A 17,375-nucleotide genomic window follows, 5' to 3' on the forward strand; every position below is an offset into this window, starting at 1 on the left:
AGGAAAAGCGGATGAGATATGTGAATATAGAATAGATCTTATGTATTTAAAAATTCCTAATCCATTCATCCTGTACTTCTTTATTACTGCCCTTAACTTCTTGACATCGTATAAAGGATTTGTTAAGTTAATAATATATTTAGCACTCACTAGATAAGAGTGCTAATAGAGGTGATAAACATGTTGACTGAAAGACAGTTATTGATACTACAAATTATTATCGATGACTTTATTCGCATGGCACAACCTGTTGGTTCAAGGAGTTTATCTAAAAAGGAAGGTATTTCATTTAGTTCAGCAACGATACGAAATGAGATGGCTGATTTAGAGGAACTTGGTTATATTGAAAAGCCTCATAGCTCTGCAGGTCGAATCCCTTCTGAAAAAGGGTATCGTTTTTATGTAGACCATTTGTTATCACCACAAATTGTTAATGACGATGATGTTCGTTCGATAAAAGGTATTTTTGCCGAGCGTATTTTTGAAATAGAAAAGCTTGTGAAAAATTCAGCTGATATACTATCTGACTTAACAAATTACACAACAATTGCACTAGGACCAAAAGTTACTGAAAATAAGCTTAAAAATATTCAGCTTATTCCAATAGGACCTAATACAGCAGTATCAATTATTGTGACAGACACAGGTATTGTTAAAAATCGAACAGTAACTATACCACCTGGTGTGTCTATGAGTGATATTGAGAAAATGGTAAATATATTAAATGAACGACTAGTAAATGTACCGATTCATCAAATAAATGACAAGCTTTATAAAGAAATTGCTATGATTTTACGTACGCATATTTCGAATTATGAGAGCGTTATAAAGATGATTGGTGGCACTATTGACGTACCGATTGAACAAAAACTGTTTTTAAGTGGAAAAACGAATATTTTAGCTCAACCAGAATTTAATAATGTTGAGACAATGAAAATTTTGTTAAACATGATTGAAAGGCAAGATGAACTAAAAAGTATTATTCCTCTTGAACACATGGGTTTAAGTGTCAAAATTGGTAAGGAAAATGAAAAGTCTGGATTAGAAAATGTAAGTATCATTAGCGCAACCTATTCTTTAGGTGAAGATCAAATTGGTACAATCGCAGTATTAGGACCAACTCGAATGGAATATTCTCGAGTAATCTCATTAATGCATTTAATTACAGGACAATTGAATTTATTATTTTCATCTAAGGATGTTGAATAAATCCATTGTGAAAAGAAACAATGGATTACATATAAAAAAATAGGAGGTGAAGGTGACATGACAGAACGTCAGGAAGAACTTTTAAATGAAGAAGTAGTGAATGAAGAAACTACTGTTGAAGAGCCTTCAATCTTTACAGAAGAAAATACAGAAGAGAAAACTGATAATGTGAATTCTTCTGAAGAAGAGCTACAAAAACTTCGTGCTGAAGTAGATGAGAAGGAAAATAAGTACTTACGTCTACATGCTGATTTCGAAAATTATAAACGTCGTGCACTTTTAGACCAACAATCTTTAATGACTTATCGTGCTCAAAGTTTAGTGACTGATTTATTACCAGTACTAGATAATTTCGAACGCGCACTACAAGTTGAAGCAACAGATGAGCAAACTGCTTCTTTAAAACAAGGTATGGAAATGGTTTACCGTTTGCTTGTTGAAGCTGTGAAAAAAGAAGGGGTAGAAGAAATCCCGGCACTTGGTGAACAATTCGATCCGAATGTACATCAAGCTGTAATGCAAGAAAGTGATGATTCTAAACCATCTAATGAAGTTCTACAAGAATTCCAAAAAGGCTATAAGCTAAAGGACAGAGTAATTCGTCCATCAATGGTTAAAGTAAACGAGTAATTCGTTAAGCGTCTATTTATATCGCTAACATAAATATAAAATTTTTTTAAAAAAACTAAAATATAACTTATGTAGATTTTAGGAGGAACATGCAATGAGTAAAATTATTGGTATTGACTTAGGTACAACTAACTCTTGTGTCGCAGTATTAGAAGGTGGAGAGCCAAAAGTAATTCCGAACCCAGAGGGTGGACGTACAACTCCGTCAGTTGTTGCGTTCAAAAATGGTGAGCGTCAAGTTGGGGAAGTGGCAAAACGTCAAGCAATTACAAACCCTAACACAATCATGTCAATTAAACGTCATATGGGTACTACACATAAAGAAAACATTGAAGGTAAAGATTTTTCTCCTCAAGAAATTTCTGCCATCATTCTTCAAAACTTAAAGGCATCTGCTGAAGCTTATTTAGGTGAAGCAGTAACGAAAGCAGTTATTACTGTACCTGCATACTTCAATGATGCTGAGCGTCAAGCAACTAAAGATGCTGGTAAAATCGCAGGTTTAGAAGTAGAACGTATCATCAATGAGCCAACTGCGGCTGCATTAGCATACGGTTTAGATAAAATGGATGAAGACCAAACAATCTTAGTTTATGACTTAGGTGGCGGTACATTCGACGTTTCAATCCTTGAATTAGGAGATGGAATTTTTGAAGTTAAAGCTACAGCTGGTGATAACCGTTTAGGTGGAGATGACTTCGACCAAGTGATCATTGATTATTTAGTAGCTGAATTCAAAAAAGAAAACGGTGTTGATTTAAATCAAGATAAAATGGCGTTACAACGTTTAAAAGATGCTGCTGAAAAAGCGAAAAAAGATTTATCAGGTATTACTTCAACTCAAATTTCATTACCATTCATTAGCATGGGTGCAGCTGGTCCATTACACTTAGAGTTAAACTTAACTCGTGCAAAATTCGAAGAGCTTTCTCACAACTTAGTAGAAAGAACTTTAGGCCCAACTCGTCAAGCGATGAAAGATTCTGGCTTAACTGCTAGTCAAATTGATAAAGTAATTTTAGTTGGTGGTTCAACTCGTATTCCTGCAGTTCAAGAAGCAATCAAAAAAGAAACAGGAAAAGAGCCACATAAAGGTGTAAACCCTGATGAAGTAGTAGCACTAGGTGCTGCAATTCAAGGTGGAGTATTAACTGGTGATGTAAAAGACGTAGTATTACTAGACGTAACACCATTATCATTAGGTATTGAAACAATGGGTGGAGTATTTACAAAGTTAATCGAACGTAATACAACAATCCCAACAAGTAAATCACAAGTATTCTCAACAGCTGCTGACAATCAACCTGCTGTAGACATTCACGTACTACAAGGTGAGCGTCCAATGGCTAATGACAATAAAACATTAGGTCGCTTCCAATTATCGGATATCCCACCAGCACCACGTGGAATTCCTCAAATTGAAGTATCGTTTGATATCGACAAAAATGGTATCGTAACAGTGCGTGCAAAAGACCTAGGTACTCAAAAAGAACAAAACATCGTAATTCAATCTTCTTCAGGTTTAAGTGATGAAGAAGTAGAACGCATGGTAAAAGAAGCAGAATTAAATGCTGATGCAGATGCAAAACGTAAAGAAGAAGTAGATCTTAAAAACGAAGCGGATCAATTAGTATTCCAAGTAGAGAAAACTTTAAAAGATCTTGAAGGAAAAGTTGAAGAAGCAGAGGTTACTAAAGCTAACGAAGCTAAAGACGCATTAAAAGCTGCTTTAGAAGCTGGTAACTTAGATGACATCCGTACGAAGAAAGATGCTCTTTCTGAAATCGTTCAAGCTTTATCAATGAAACTTTATGAGCAAGCTGCTGCTGCACAACAAGCTGCAGGTGGAGCTGAAGGCGGAGCGAAACAAGACGATGTAGTAGACGCTGAGTTTACTGAAGTTAAGGAAGATAAATAATAACGAAAAGTGGAAGGCGTTTGCTCAGTAACGCCTGGAACTAGACAATAACGAAAAGTGGAAGGCGTTTTGGTCAGTAACGCCTGAACTAGACAACATATATATTTAAAACATTAAGGGAAGTCAAAGTCAGGGAAGCCTTGGCTTTGACTTCTTCTTTTTCTTTTAGAAAAGCACAGGATGTGTTAAAATATTCTTTATGTGAAAGGAGCGGATTGTAACACTATGAGTAAACGTGATTACTATGATGTGCTTGGTGTTAGTAAAAGTGCATCACAAGATGAAATAAAAAAATCGTTTCGTAAATTAGCAAAAACATATCATCCGGACGTTAATAAGGATCCTGATGCACCTGAAAAGTTTAAAGAGGTGCAAGAAGCATACGAAAATTTATCAGACGATCAAAAACGTGCTCATTATGATCAGTTTGGTCATACAGATCCAAACCAAGGTTTCGGCGGTGGCGGATTTGGCGGCGGCGGATTCGGTGGATTCGAAGATATTTTCAGTCAGTTTTTTGGTGGTGGCGGTGGACGTCGTCGTGACCCGAACGCACCAAGAGCAGGGGCTGATTTACAATATACAATGACAATCCAGTTTGAAGAAGCAGCATTTGGAATGGAAAAAGAAATTGAAATTCCAACTGAAGAAACATGTCATACATGTAGTGGATCAGGTGCGAAACCTGGTACATCAAAAGAAACATGTAATCATTGTCAAGGCTCAGGACAAATGAGTGTTGAACAAAATACTCCATTTGGACGTATTGTGAACCGTACGACATGTTCACACTGTCAAGGTACTGGTCAGATAATTAAAGATAAATGTAATACTTGTCATGGTGCTGGCCGAGTGAAAACTCGTAAGAAAATCATGGTTAAAGTGCCAGCTGGTATCGATGATGGACAACAAATTCGTCTTTCAGGTCAGGGAGAACCAGGTAAAAATGGTGGTCCTGCTGGAGATTTATATATTGCATTCCATGTTCGTGAACATGAATTCTTTGAACGTGACGGAAATGATGTTTACTGCGAACTTCCATTAACATTTGCACAAGCTGCATTAGGTGATGAAGTTGAAGTTCCAACATTACATGGTAAAGTAAAAACAAAAATACCTGCTGGAACGCAAACTGGCACTAGAATGCGTTTAAAAGGTAAAGGTATTAAAGATGTACGTGGATATGGTCAAGGTGATCAACACGTAATCGTAAAAGTTATCACACCTACAAAACTAACAAGCCGTCAAAAAGAATTGCTTGAAGAGTTTTACAATATTGGAAAAGGTCAAAAAGACGATAAACACGATTCTTTCTTTACAAAGTTAAAGCGTGCGGTTAAGAATTTTGGCGAACAATAAGGAAGTTATTAATTCAGTACGTTAGTTAAGGTAAAAAGTGGAAACACTAAATAGAAGAAGTAATTTAAATGGCACCCTCTAAATCTGACTATGATTAGAGGGTATTGCCAAGTAAAGAAGAGAGTATGAATGGAGTTGGTAGTTTTATGAAATGGTCAGAATTAAGTATTCACACTACACAGGATGCGGTTGAACCGATTTCTAACATTTTACACGAAGCTGGTGCAAGTGGTGTTGTCATAGAGGATGTGTTTGATTTGACGAAGGAGCGAGCACAGGTTTACGGTGAAATCTACCAACTTAACCCAAAAGATTATCCAGAGGAAGGTGTAATCGTTAAAGCATACCTTCCTGTGAATAGTTTTTTAAACGATACAATCGACGGAATAAAAGAAGCAATAAATAATTTAATTTCATATGATATTGATTTAGGAAAAAATACATTTGCTGTGCATGAAGTAAACGAAGAAGATTGGGCTACTGCATGGAAAAAATATTATCATCCAATTTCAATCTCAGATCGATTTACAATTGTACCTTCTTGGGAAGAGTATGAAGTCAAATCATCAGACGAATTAATTATCGAATTAGATCCAGGAATGGCGTTTGGTACTGGTACTCACCCGACAACTGTTATGTGTATTCGTGCACTTGAGAAGGTTGTAAAATCAACTGACCGTGTAATCGATGTAGGTACTGGCTCAGGAGTATTAAGTATTGCGGCTGCTAAACTGGGATCTACAAATATAGAAGCTTATGACTTAGATGATGTAGCAGTTCGAAGTGCAAGAGAAAACGTTGTATTAAACAAAGTAGACGATGTGATAAAAGTTGGACAAGGTAACTTACTACAAGGAATTGAAGGTCCGTTTCAAGTAGTTGTTGCGAACTTACTTGCTGAAATTATTCTTCGTTTCGTAGACGATGTTTTTAATGTTTTAGAACCAGGTGGAACATTTATTTCTTCAGGAATTATAGGTGCTAAACAAGCAGACATCGAAAATGAGCTTAAACGAGTTGGCTTTGAAGTGAAAGAAGTACTACATTTAGAGGACTGGGTTGCAATTATTGCAAAAAAGCCAGAACAAGGAATGTAATATGCAAAGATATTTTATAGAAGAAACGCAGCTTCAAAATGATCTTGTTACAATAACTGGTGATGATGCTCATCATATCGCAAATGTTATGCGAATGAAGCTTGATCAAGAGATCATTTGTACAGTTCCAGGATCTTCAACTGTTCGTTGTACACTTACAAATATTTCTAGTGAACAAATAACAGCAGCTGTTGTAGAATATGTTGAGAATACAAATGAACTGCCGATATCAATTACGATTGCTAGTGGACTACCAAAAGGTGATAAACTAGAGTTAATCATTCAAAAAGGTACGGAGCTTGGAGCTTCTGGTTTTTTACCATTCGCTGCAGCTAGATCAATTGTTAAACTAGATGATAAAAAAGCTGGTAAAAAGGTTGATAGATGGCAAAAAATTGCAAAAGAGGCAGCTGAACAATCATATCGATTTATTGTACCAACTGTGGAACAGCCAGCATCTTTTCAACAATTACTTAACTCAATACAGCATTATGATGCTTGTATTGTTGCATATGAAGAAAGTGCAAAAACAGGAGAATCAGCAGGACTTGTTCAGACATTCCAGTCACTAAAGGAAGGCTCACGATTATTAGTAGTTTTCGGACCAGAAGGTGGTTTGTCAGATAAAGAAGTTGATCAGCTAGAAGAAAAAGGTGCTAAGCTATGTGGACTTGGACCAAGAATTCTGCGAACAGAAACAGCACCATTTTATGTTTTAGCTGCTGCCTCCTTTCATTTTGAATTAATGGGGTGAAGAAATGCCACAAGTAGCTTTTCATACATTAGGCTGTAAAGTTAACCATTACGAAACAGAAGCAATTTGGCAACTGTTTAAAGCAGCTGGCTATGAACGTACAGAATACGAAACGAAAGCTGATGTTTATGTAATTAATACTTGTACAGTTACAAATACAGGTGACAAAAAAAGTAGACAAGTAATCCGTCGTGCCGTGCGCAAAAATCCAGATGCAGTAATTTGTGTAACTGGATGTTATGCACAAACATCTCCAGCCGAAATCATGGCAATTCCTGGGGTGGATATCGTTGTTGGTACACAGGACCGTACGAAAATGCTGGATTATATCGAACAATTCCGAGTAGAACGTCAACCAATTAATGGCGTAGGAAATATTATGAAAGCACGAGTTTATGAAGAGCTAGATGTACCTGCTTTTACTGATCGTACACGTGCTTCATTAAAAATACAAGAAGGTTGTAATAACTTCTGTACGTTTTGTATTATTCCATGGGCACGTGGTTTAATGCGTTCTCGTGATCCAAAAGAAGTTGTAAAACAAGCTACTCAATTAGTTGAATCAGGCTATAAGGAAATCGTTTTAACTGGTATTCACACAGGTGGATATGGTCAAGACATGAAAGATTACAACTTAGCAATGTTATTAAAAGATTTAGAAACAGTTGAAGGATTAAAACGTGTTCGTATTTCTTCAATTGAAGCTAGTCAAATTACAGATGAAGTAATTGAAGTACTTCGTCATTCAAATATTGTAGTTCGACACCTACACGTACCTTTACAATCTGGATCAGATACTGTTCTTAAACGTATGCGTCGTAAATATACAATGGCTGAATTTGCTGAAAGAATTGAAAAACTACGCGAAGTATTACCAAACTGTTCAATTACATCTGATGTAATCGTAGGTTTCCCAGGCGAATCTGAAGAAGAGTTTATGGAAACATACAATTTCATTCGAGATAATAAATTCTCTGAATTACACGTATTCCCATACTCTAAACGTACAGGTACACCAGCTGCACGTATGGAAGATCAAGTTGACGAAGAAGTTAAAAATCAACGAGTACATCGTTTAATTGAATTATCAAATCAACTTGCAAAAGAATACGCATCAATGTTTGATGGAGATGTACTAGAAGTTATTCCGGAAGAAAAGTACACTGAAGATGATGCAGAAGGACTATTAATTGGTTACACAGACAATTATCTAAAAGTCGTGTTCGAAGGAACAGAAGACATGATCGGTAAAATTGTAAAAGTTAAAATCGCTGAAGCTGGTTATCCAGTAAATAAAGGTGAATTTGTCCGAGTATTAGAAGATGTAGCTGTTAACTAAGGAATATATAAATAAAAGGATAGATAATCTAGAAATCTTCTGGATTATCTATCCTTTTTTATTTTACTTGCTTAAAAATTTAATTTATTCGCTTATTTATCTTTAGATAAGAAGGAATAAATGTTTGCTTCACCAGAACCATAAAGTGGATCTTGTCCTTTTTTCCCATAATCAAGTGCACTTTGTCTTATTGCTGCTGCTACTTGAGCAGGATTATATTCAGGATGAGCTGCCTTAATTACGCCTGCAATACCTGCAACCTTTGGTGCTGCCATTGAAGTTCCATGTAGATATGAATAGCCATGCCATTTTCCGTCACTAAATTGTGTTGTTGCATTCGTACCATTTGGATTAGCTGCATTTACACCTACTGGATATGTAGGATAAGTAGACAAAGTACGATATGTATAATCACGTTTATTTAAAAAGTTACCTGTTGGATTTTGACGGTATAATCCATCGTATACAGGCCCGTTGTCTCCACCAGGAGCAGCTACATCGATTACACTTCCATAATTTGAGTAGAATGCAATACTATCTTTTGACCACTGATTAGATGAAGAAACTGTAATGACACCTGGGATTTGTGCAGGAACAACACGTGAAGGTCCCTTAATATCTAAACCGTATGTAGTTTTCCAATAATCTTGCATATCGTGTATATTGTTAAAATCTCTTGAGTCATTCCCCGCAGATACAACGACCGTTACACCTTTTTTAATTGCATATTGAATCGCTCGATGATATGCCACCATTGAAGCTGACTCACCTTTTTCGTCTAAGTTATTAGCCATCCAACGCCAGCCGCCGATTGACATATTAATTACATCTACTCCATCGTTTGCAGCTGAAACAATTGCATCTGTAATCCATGACTGTTCAGCTCCACCAGTTGCACCGAAAACTCGATAAGCTCGAACTGTTAACTTAGGTCCAACGCCTTTAACTTTTCCATTTGCTGCAATTGAGCCAGCAACATGCGTTCCATGGCCATTTTTATCCCATGCATCTGTCGTTCCTGGAACAAATGTTTTTGATCCAGCAAGATCTGCATTAGCTTTTAAATCTGGATGACCAAAGTCGATTCCTGTATCGATTACAGCTACGACCGTTTTATGACTTCCTTTGTTAATATTATAGGAATCTCCATTGTGAGTTAAGTTCTGCATGTCCCATTGTTTGTCCCAGTAGGAGTTAGAGTTAGCATCAAGTGTTACTTTTTCACCATTCGGTGTTCCAGGAGTAAACTCAATTTTATCATCTGGGTCAGCTTCCAAGTATGCTTGAAGTTCTTTACCAGCTGATTGAATGCTTGTATCTTTTTTAATATTAGTTAAAAATTCACTATTAGATGATGAAACTTCAACAATTCCAACTTCTGAAATAATTCGTTCCACAGAACCTCCAGCTTTTGAAATTGTATCTGTGAAATTGCTTGGTAAATTACCTTTATAAGCTAAAACATAATGAAGCTCCTCAGGTGCAGCTTTTGCTGGTTTGGATTGTGTACCAATAAGTAATGAAAATGATAAAACAGAACAAATCGATAAGGCAGCAATTCTTTTTTTCATGAAATCTCTCCAATTTGTATTATTTACGTATACACGTATTTAATCAAATTTTAATAAAACTCCCTTTAAAAACTTGTCGAAATTTGGAAAAGAAAATACAAAATTTTTTGACAATTTATCGGGGAATAAATCGATAAGGGTATTTTAACTACATAAATGGGAGATAAGTGAAAAAAACAACATGATATAACCTTTGAAATGGATGTAATAATTCCCTCAAACTACCTGTAATTTAATGTTAACATCCATACACAATATAAATACGGAGGTGAACTTATAATGTCAGAACATAAAACATCAAAAGATACTGATGACAATCATATCCACGTTGCTACTAACTCATACTTAGACACAAGCGAGAACGATTCCTATAAAATTAATTATGACGAAGGTGGTAGCCCATACTTAGATACTAGTGAGGACGCATCATCCGCAGCAAACACAAGACGAGGAGCTCCATATTTAAATACTTAATGAGAAGAAGGTTAGGGGAAAGAAGGAAAAATACTTTCCCTATGCCTTTTTTACTTTCACTTTTCTGCTGTCCTATTAATATCTTCAACCTCAATTAAAGGCTTATGATAACCAGCCTTGGCAATATTGATCATGGATCGACCAATTTGTTCTGAATTTGTTATTGAGTTTGGAAATACTTTTTTTAGTATCGGATAGATAGGTTTCGTTACGTTATAGCCGTATTGATATAGTTTAGTTTTTGATTTTATATCTTTATGAGGAATAATAGCACCTGGTCGATACATGTATGCAGCTTTAAATGGTAATTTTAACAAGTCATTTTCTGTTTTTCCCTTCACTCTAGCCCACATTGTACGACCTTTCTCCGTACTATCGGTACCTGAGCCAGTGACATAAATGAAAGTCATTTGAGGATTCAATATTGATAATGTACGTGCAATGGATAGTGTAAGGTCATATGTAATCTTACGATAATCTTCCTCTGTCATTCTAAATGATGAAACACCTAGACAAAAAAAACATGCATCAAATCCGGTTATTTGACTCTCAATTGTAGATAAATCAAGCAGATTATAATGCTTAATTTCATAGAATTTTTCATGTTGAATACCTGTAATACTGCGACCAATTGAATAAATCGAGCTAACAGAAGGATCTCGTAAGCATTCTCTTAATACACTTTGTCCAACCATTCCAGTTGCTCCAAAAAGTAAAATCTTCATAATGTAACCCCCATAATTTAATTTCATCGATTTAATCTCATGGGCAAATAATAAATGATAAATCATTTTTAAGCAATTTAAAAATGAAAGGCGAGGAGGCTCAGGTCTCGCCCCATTGAAAGCGAGCATCCTGTAATGGAAATCAACAACACTCAACTCCTTTTACGAAAATTTTGGTAATTAATTACAAGATTGTTTTTCAACAACAAGAAGAGCTAATCAAGTCAACTGATTAGCTCTTCGTTACGACATATTTACAGTCTCTTTCTTACTAAAAAATTGGAGTGTAAAACCAAGAATAATAATCACAATAGAAAATAATAAGCTCAACCAAATACTTTCAAATTCACCTACATACGGCTGAACAATATAAGAAAGTATAATACTAAGTACAATACTAATTGGAATATAATTACCGACCTTATTCTTACTAAAGACAATAACTAAAATTGGAAATAACAATGCTGAATAGACATTTCCTGAGTAAAATAATAGCTCAATAATTTTTTTTGATTGAATAATTGTAGCGAAAAAGATGATCGCGCCAATAATCACAGATAGAAGATAAGCAAGTTTTATTTTTTTTTGATCATTTTTTATCGTATGAAATGGCTCTATTATATTGATAATGATTAAGCTAGCAAGCGAATGTAGAACCGCACCAAATGTAGAAGTAATTGCATTAAATGCACATAAAACAAAAAGTATGAAAAAAAATGGTGTTGTTATTTTATTTGCTAAACCGACTAATATTGATTGAATATCTGTAAAACCACCTGTAAATATAACAATAATAAAAAGGCATGAAAATGAAAGTGGGAAAATACACCATATTAAGCCTGATATTGAGAATGTTAAGCGGAGTTTTTTCGGTTCAATCATAAATAATCGGTGCCATGAAGTAATGTCAAAGAAAAACTGACCAAATCCGACTAATAAGCCAGAAAATAAAAAACCCCATAAATCGTAATGATCAATAACGAGCATGTATGGATGGTATAATTTAATCCCATCATATACGGGTTGAACACCCTCTTTTACGAAAAAATACAACGGAATTAAAATTGCCGCTGCAAACATTGTAATGACTTGGAATCCTGCTAATCCATGTATCATTTTTAATCCACCCAAACCTGCAAAAAGTACACAAAAGCTTATAAAAATGATTATTTCTATGTACAACGGTAAATTAAAAAGAAAATGAAATAAAGTAGAAGCAGTGATCGACTGTATATATAATATGTGTAAACTAGTTAATATTAAAATACAAATCATAATCCAATAACCAAGTGGGTGTAGTTTTTTCTTCAAATAATCTCCAATTGTTAGACCATCAGGGTACTCCTGTCGAACCTTTTTCCCAATAAAACTAAATACAAATAAAGCAATAGCACCTAAAAATGCATATCCGATTCCACCAAATACGCCATATTTAATCATTGATTCTGGCGAAGATAATATCGTAGTTCCTGTTACCCAACGTGCCAAGAGAGAAATAATTCCCATTCCCATTCCAATTTGAATAGGACCTTGCACGTATTCTCTAAATGAACGTGAATTCACTGTTATTTTCCTTTCTCACGATACTCTTTTGGAGTAATGCCCTCAATTTTGCGGAATAAAGTACTAAAGTAATGCTGACTATTGAAGCCTGAGTTTTCTGCTACATCGGATATATTCCAATTTGGATTATTTGTTAAATATCGCTTAGCTGCTTGTATTCTATAGTCTATTAAATATTCTGAAAACGACACACCGACTTCTTCGTGAAATTTTCTACTTAAATAAGTATGATTCGTATGAACTTCTCGAGCTACGTCAGAAAGAGACAGTTTTTCAGCGAAATGCTCATGAATATATAAAAGAGTTTGATGTATTAAACTAGAATATTGGTTTGACGTATCGGTATCACTATATTTAGATAAAACTTTATATAATTCACTTTCAATAATTGGCTTTGTTAAATAATCTAGAACGCCGATTCGGATTGACTGTTGAGCATAATCAAAACTTTGATATGCTGTAACCATAATAATATCTACGTCTTTATTTTGTGCTCTAAGCTCTTCGCCAAACTCTAGTCCAGACCGCCCAGGTAGATTTATATCTAGAAACGCAATGTTAATTTTATGATTTTGATTAATTGTTATTGCTTGGCATGCATCAGCAGCTTTATAAAATTTCCATAATGGAAACATATTTTTTATCAAATATTCCATCTGTTCAAGCTCTAATGGTTCATCATCTACTAATAATACATTCACTTCATTTTCCCTCCTTTACTCTATAGAGTCATATATAAGTGGCCAAACGACCTTAACATTTGTTCCTGATTCATTTGATGTAATCAGTACATGTCCACTGTTACCAAAATATAGTTGTAATCTCTTTTTTATATTGTCTAATCCATGGCCTTCTTGATTAGAAAAAGAATTAGTCATTCCCATTAAACCATTATCAATTACTTCTAAACAAACTAGCTCGGAATCTTGATAAAATCGAATATCCAGTAAAGCTTCTCCAACCTTTTTTTCTAAACCATGTTTAAATGAATTTTCTACTAATGTTTGCAAAATAAAAGGGGGGACTAGCGCTTTATATAATTCTTTTGGACAATCTAACTGAGTTTTAAGACGATCTCCAAATCGTAGTGTTTGAATATCTAAATAATATTGAGTATATTGTATTTCTTGATCTAAAGGAATTAATGGCTCTGAAGATTTATATTTAAACTTTAAAAATTGAGAGAATGTTTCTAGAGCTCGGATTAATTCCGAGGTTCGGTTTAAACGAGCTAAGCTTAATATGACATTGAGTGTATTAAATAAAAAGTGCGGTTGAATTTGCTGATTTAATTTATTGTACTGGGCTTCTTGTAATGCATGCTCTAACCGAATTTCTCTATTTTTATTTTCAAGTAAGTCAATTCTTTTTTCAAAGATAAACAAAAATAATAAAGCAATAGCTCCCATAATAGGAGCTAAAATAAATAGCATAATTAGTAAAGTAAATCCCTCGTAACTAAGCATGAAGAACCTCAATTAGTTTTTTTAATAATATTTTTAATTTTTTCGAAAACTTTGTTTATAAATGGTTGATTAAAACTAAAGTATCTCCAATGGAATGGAACGAAGCTGAGCATCCCATTGGAGATACTTAGAGGAGTCTCTAGCCTTCGCGCCTTTTTCCATAGGAGCATTAGAACATCTTGATCAAATCAAAATTCGATATATAATCCAATTTTATAAGCATTTAATATTTTTAATAGAAGTAGAATTTCTACATGGCAGGTTCAATTCTCTTCTTTTCTTTTCCTTTACTTCACGCCTATAAGAATACTATTTAATTAATTATGTGACAAGCAACTTGATGATTTTGTTCAGATATTTTTAATTCAGGTACTTTTGTTTTGCAAATATCGATCGCGAAAGGGCATCTTGTGTGAAAACGACAACCGCTTGGAGGATCGATTGGAGAAGGTACATCTCCTGTTAAGATGATTCGTTCTCTTTGATGTACCGGGTTTGGTACTGGAATAGCAGATAATAGTGCACGTGTATAAGGATGCTGCGGATTTTCGAAAATAGATTTTTTATCGGCAATCTCAACAATCTTCCCTAAATACATTACCATTACACGGTCAGAAATATGTCTTACTACACCTAAATCATGTGAGATGAAAAGAAAGGTAAGTGAGAATTTTTTCTGTAACGATTTTAATAAGTTTAATACTTGAGCTTGGATTGAAACATCTAGAGCAGATACTGCTTCATCACAAATGATTAGTTTTGGATCAACTGCAAGTGCACGTGCAATTCCGACACGCTGACGTTGACCACCACTAAATTCATGAGGATATCTCTCCATTGCTTCTGGTCTTAAACCAACATGCCCTAATAATTCCTCAATTCTTGCTTTACGTTCTTCTTTTGGAACGACATCTTGAATTGCTAATGCTTCAGCTAAAATTTGTCCAATTGTTTGTCTAGGGTTAAGTGATGCAAACGGATCCTGGAAGATTACTTGCAGATCCTTTCTTATTTTACGCATTTCTTTTTTTCCTAAGCTTAATAAATCTTTTTCCTTAAAATGAATGCTTCCACTTGTAGGCTCGTCCAATCTTAGAATGGCTCTACCAGTAGTAGACTTACCACAACCGGATTCTCCAACAATGCTTAAAGTTTCTCCCTCATAAATGTTGAAGCTAATATCGTCTACAGCTTTTACGTGATTGACCGTTCTTCCTAAAATGCCACCTTTGATTGGAAAGTATTGTTTTAAATGATCTACATTAAGTAGTATTTTTTTATCCACTAGTTGTAATGACATTATTCAATCCCAACTTTCTCTTTGATGGTATAGTCTGTTTCCCATTGCGATGTGTACATCCAACAGCTGACTTCAGTATTTTTGTCGATTGTTTGTAAATCGGGCACTGACTGATGGCACATTTCCCTTGCGTGTGCGCAGCGTGGCGCAAAACTACAGCCTTTAGGCATATTATATGGACTAGGTACAGTACCAGGTATTGTTGTTAATTCATCTTGATCCATATCGAGACGTGGAAGAGAGTTTAATAACCCGATTGTGTATGGGTGTTTAGGGCTATTAAAAAGTTCTTTTGCTGAAGTATATTCAACAATTCTTCCAGCGTACATAACAGCCACTCGATCACAAGTCTCATAAACAACGCCTAAATCATGCGTGATTAATATTACGGCTGTACCTAAATCTTTTTGAAGTGATTTAATTAATTCCAGAATTTGAGCTTGAATTGTCACATCAAGAGCGGTAGTCGGTTCATCTGCGATTAATACTTCTGGGTGACAAGCAAGTGCCATTGCAATCATAACCCTTTGTCTCATTCCACCACTAAGCTCATGTGGCTCTTGCTTTGCACGTTTTTCAGGAGATGGGATCCCTACAAGTCGAAGCATTTCAACTGCTTTCTCCCAAGCTTCCTTTTTGCCTAATTTTTGGTGAAGACGAATCGCCTCTGCAATTTGTTCGCCAGCTGAATATACAGGATTTAGAGATGTCATCGGCTCTTGAAAAATCATTGAAATTTCATTTCCTCGAATGGAACGCATTTGCTTTTCTGTTTTTGTTAGTAAGTCTTCACCTTTAAAAAGAATACTGCCACCAGCTATTTTTCCTGGAGGAGATGGGATTAATCCTAAAAGGGATAATGATGTAATACTTTTACCACTTCCGGATTCTCCTACTATTCCAAGTGTTTCACCTTTTTTTAGTGAAAAGCTAATTCCATTAACTGCTTTACTTGTTCCTTCATCTGTATAAAAGTAGGTTTGTAAATTTTTAACCTCAAGAATTGTTTCATCAAATTGTTTTTTCATTGTAGGACCTCCTTAATTCAAGTCAACTCGTTTATTAAAGTAACGGTAGAGAATATCGACAGCTAGATTCATAAATACAAAGATAACTGAAGCGATTAAAACTCCACCCTGAACCATCGGTAAATCTCTCGTTCTAATTGCATCAACAATTAATCTACCTAGTCCATTAATTGCAAAAACCGACTCTGTTAAAACGGTACCACCTAGTAATGCACCAAACTGAAGTCCAACAACAGTAATAACAGGAATAAGAGCATTCTTTAAACCATGTTTATAAATAATGACATGCTCTTTTAATCCTTTTGCTCTTGCTGTACGCATATAGTCTTGACGAACAACCTCAAGCATACTTGACCTAGTCATTCTAGCTACAATTGCCGCACCACCTGCACCTAATGTTAATGCTGGTAGGACCATATGTTTAAACGTTCCCCAGCCAGCAACTGGGAATATATGAAGATTAACTGAAAAGAAGTAGATCAGCATCAAACCAAACCAGAAACTTGGTAAAGAGATTCCTAGTAAAGCGACAATCATAATTGTAATATCAGCCGCAGAGTACTGTTTAGTCGCTGATATAATTCCTGCTAGCATACCAAGTACAACTGTAATGAAAATACTAGCCAGTGCAAGTTCAATTGTAATAGGCAAACGAATCATAATCTCATCTAATACTGGACGATTATTTCGAAGCGATTCACCAAAATCTCCTTGTAATACATGAACAACATAGTCGAAATACTGAATAATGACAGGACGATCAAGTCCAAGTGAATGACGAACCATTTCGATTGTTTGTTTCGTAGCACCTTCACCAGCAAGTAGTGTTGCTGGATCACCAGGAACCATCTGCATGATTAAAAAAACGACTAAACTTACACCAAGTAAAACCGGAATAGTTTGTATAATTCTTCTGACAATAAATAGAAACATTGACTTTCC

At 35.1% G+C, this 17,375-nt stretch carries 16 protein-coding genes; 8 read left to right on the plus strand and 8 right to left on the minus strand.

The features are described from left to right. The first annotated feature begins 180 nt into the window (after positions 1-180). The 7 genes from hrcA (at position 181) to mtaB (ending at position 8,306) form a co-directional block, all read left to right on the plus strand. Positions 181-1,209 (plus strand): heat-inducible transcriptional repressor HrcA, encoded by a 1,029-nt coding sequence (hrcA, locus tag AN960_RS14505; RefSeq protein ID WP_056472836.1) that lies wholly within the window; start codon positions 181-183, stop codon positions 1,207-1,209. Positions 1,210-1,266: 57 nt separating this feature from the next. Further along, a complete protein-coding gene (grpE, locus tag AN960_RS14510) occupies positions 1,267-1,839 on the plus strand; it encodes a nucleotide exchange factor GrpE (RefSeq protein WP_056472839.1) in 573 nt (190 codons plus the stop codon). A 94-nt stretch (positions 1,840-1,933) separates the two neighbouring features. After that, positions 1,934-3,757 (plus strand): molecular chaperone DnaK, encoded by a 1,824-nt coding sequence (dnaK, locus tag AN960_RS14515; protein WP_056472842.1) that lies wholly within the window; start codon positions 1,934-1,936, stop codon positions 3,755-3,757. 225 nt (positions 3,758-3,982) lie between these two features. Continuing rightward, positions 3,983-5,116, plus strand: coding sequence for a molecular chaperone DnaJ (gene dnaJ, locus AN960_RS14520; RefSeq protein WP_056472845.1), 1,134 nt, complete (start codon positions 3,983-3,985; stop codon positions 5,114-5,116). A 146-nt stretch (positions 5,117-5,262) separates the two neighbouring features. Then, entirely contained in the window at positions 5,263-6,213 is a 951-nt protein-coding gene (gene prmA, locus AN960_RS14525) for a 50S ribosomal protein L11 methyltransferase (RefSeq protein WP_056473115.1), read from the plus strand. A gap of 1 nt (position 6,214) precedes the next feature. After that, positions 6,215-6,967: a 16S rRNA (uracil(1498)-N(3))-methyltransferase gene (locus AN960_RS14530; protein ID WP_056472848.1), complete on the plus strand. Its 753-nt coding sequence runs from the start codon at positions 6,215-6,217 to the stop codon at positions 6,965-6,967. A 4-nt stretch (positions 6,968-6,971) separates the two neighbouring features. Then, complete coding sequence (mtaB, locus tag AN960_RS14535; protein ID WP_056472851.1) at positions 6,972-8,306, plus strand: tRNA (N(6)-L-threonylcarbamoyladenosine(37)-C(2))-methylthiotransferase MtaB; 1,335 nt, start codon at positions 6,972-6,974, stop codon at positions 8,304-8,306. A 92-nt stretch (positions 8,307-8,398) separates the two neighbouring features. Here mtaB and AN960_RS14540 read toward each other — a convergent pair whose 3' ends face one another. After that, positions 8,399-9,877 carry a S8 family serine peptidase gene (locus AN960_RS14540; RefSeq protein ID WP_056472856.1) on the minus strand — a complete coding sequence of 493 codons (1,479 nt, stop codon included), beginning with the start codon at positions 9,875-9,877 and terminating at the stop codon, positions 8,399-8,401. Positions 9,878-10,156: 279 nt separating this feature from the next. Between AN960_RS14540 and AN960_RS14545 the strand changes: the two genes are divergently transcribed. Then, positions 10,157-10,351 (plus strand): hypothetical protein, encoded by a 195-nt coding sequence (locus AN960_RS14545; RefSeq protein ID WP_056472857.1) that lies wholly within the window; start codon positions 10,157-10,159, stop codon positions 10,349-10,351. Positions 10,352-10,407: 56 nt separating this feature from the next. Here AN960_RS14545 and AN960_RS14550 read toward each other — a convergent pair whose 3' ends face one another. The 7 genes from AN960_RS14550 to AN960_RS14580 all read right to left on the minus strand — a co-directional run bounded on the left by AN960_RS14550 (position 10,408) and on the right by AN960_RS14580 (position 17,366). Beyond that, the gene (locus AN960_RS14550; RefSeq protein ID WP_056473118.1) at positions 10,408-11,076 is read right to left on the minus strand and encodes a Rossmann-fold NAD(P)-binding domain-containing protein; all 669 of its coding nucleotides are present in this window, start codon (positions 11,074-11,076) and stop codon (positions 10,408-10,410) included. Positions 11,077-11,319: 243 nt separating this feature from the next. After that, a complete protein-coding gene (locus AN960_RS14555; protein WP_056472861.1) occupies positions 11,320-12,639 on the minus strand; it encodes an SLC5/6 family protein in 1,320 nt (439 codons plus the stop codon). A 2-nt stretch (positions 12,640-12,641) separates the two neighbouring features. Next, the gene (locus tag AN960_RS14560) at positions 12,642-13,340 is read right to left on the minus strand and encodes a response regulator transcription factor (RefSeq protein ID WP_056472862.1); all 699 of its coding nucleotides are present in this window, start codon (positions 13,338-13,340) and stop codon (positions 12,642-12,644) included. 15 nt (positions 13,341-13,355) lie between these two features. After that, a complete protein-coding gene (locus AN960_RS14565; RefSeq protein WP_056472866.1) occupies positions 13,356-14,105 on the minus strand; it encodes a sensor histidine kinase in 750 nt (249 codons plus the stop codon). Between the two features lie 313 nt (positions 14,106-14,418). After that, positions 14,419-15,405, minus strand: coding sequence for an ABC transporter ATP-binding protein (locus AN960_RS14570; protein WP_056472869.1), 987 nt, complete (start codon positions 15,403-15,405; stop codon positions 14,419-14,421). Continuing rightward, positions 15,405-16,433: an ABC transporter ATP-binding protein gene (locus tag AN960_RS14575; protein ID WP_056472871.1), complete on the minus strand. Its 1,029-nt coding sequence runs from the start codon at positions 16,431-16,433 to the stop codon at positions 15,405-15,407. The genes AN960_RS14570 and AN960_RS14575 overlap by 1 nt, the downstream gene beginning before the upstream one ends. Positions 16,434-16,445: 12 nt before the next feature. Beyond that, on the minus strand, positions 16,446-17,366 hold the full coding sequence (locus AN960_RS14580) for an ABC transporter permease (protein WP_056472874.1): 921 nt from the start codon (positions 17,364-17,366) through the stop codon (positions 16,446-16,448). Positions 17,367-17,375: the final 9 nt, after the last annotated feature.

Source organism: Bacillus sp. FJAT-25509 (assembly GCF_001420605.1).
Lineage (GTDB): Bacteria > Bacillota > Bacilli > Bacillales > Bacillaceae_G > Gottfriedia.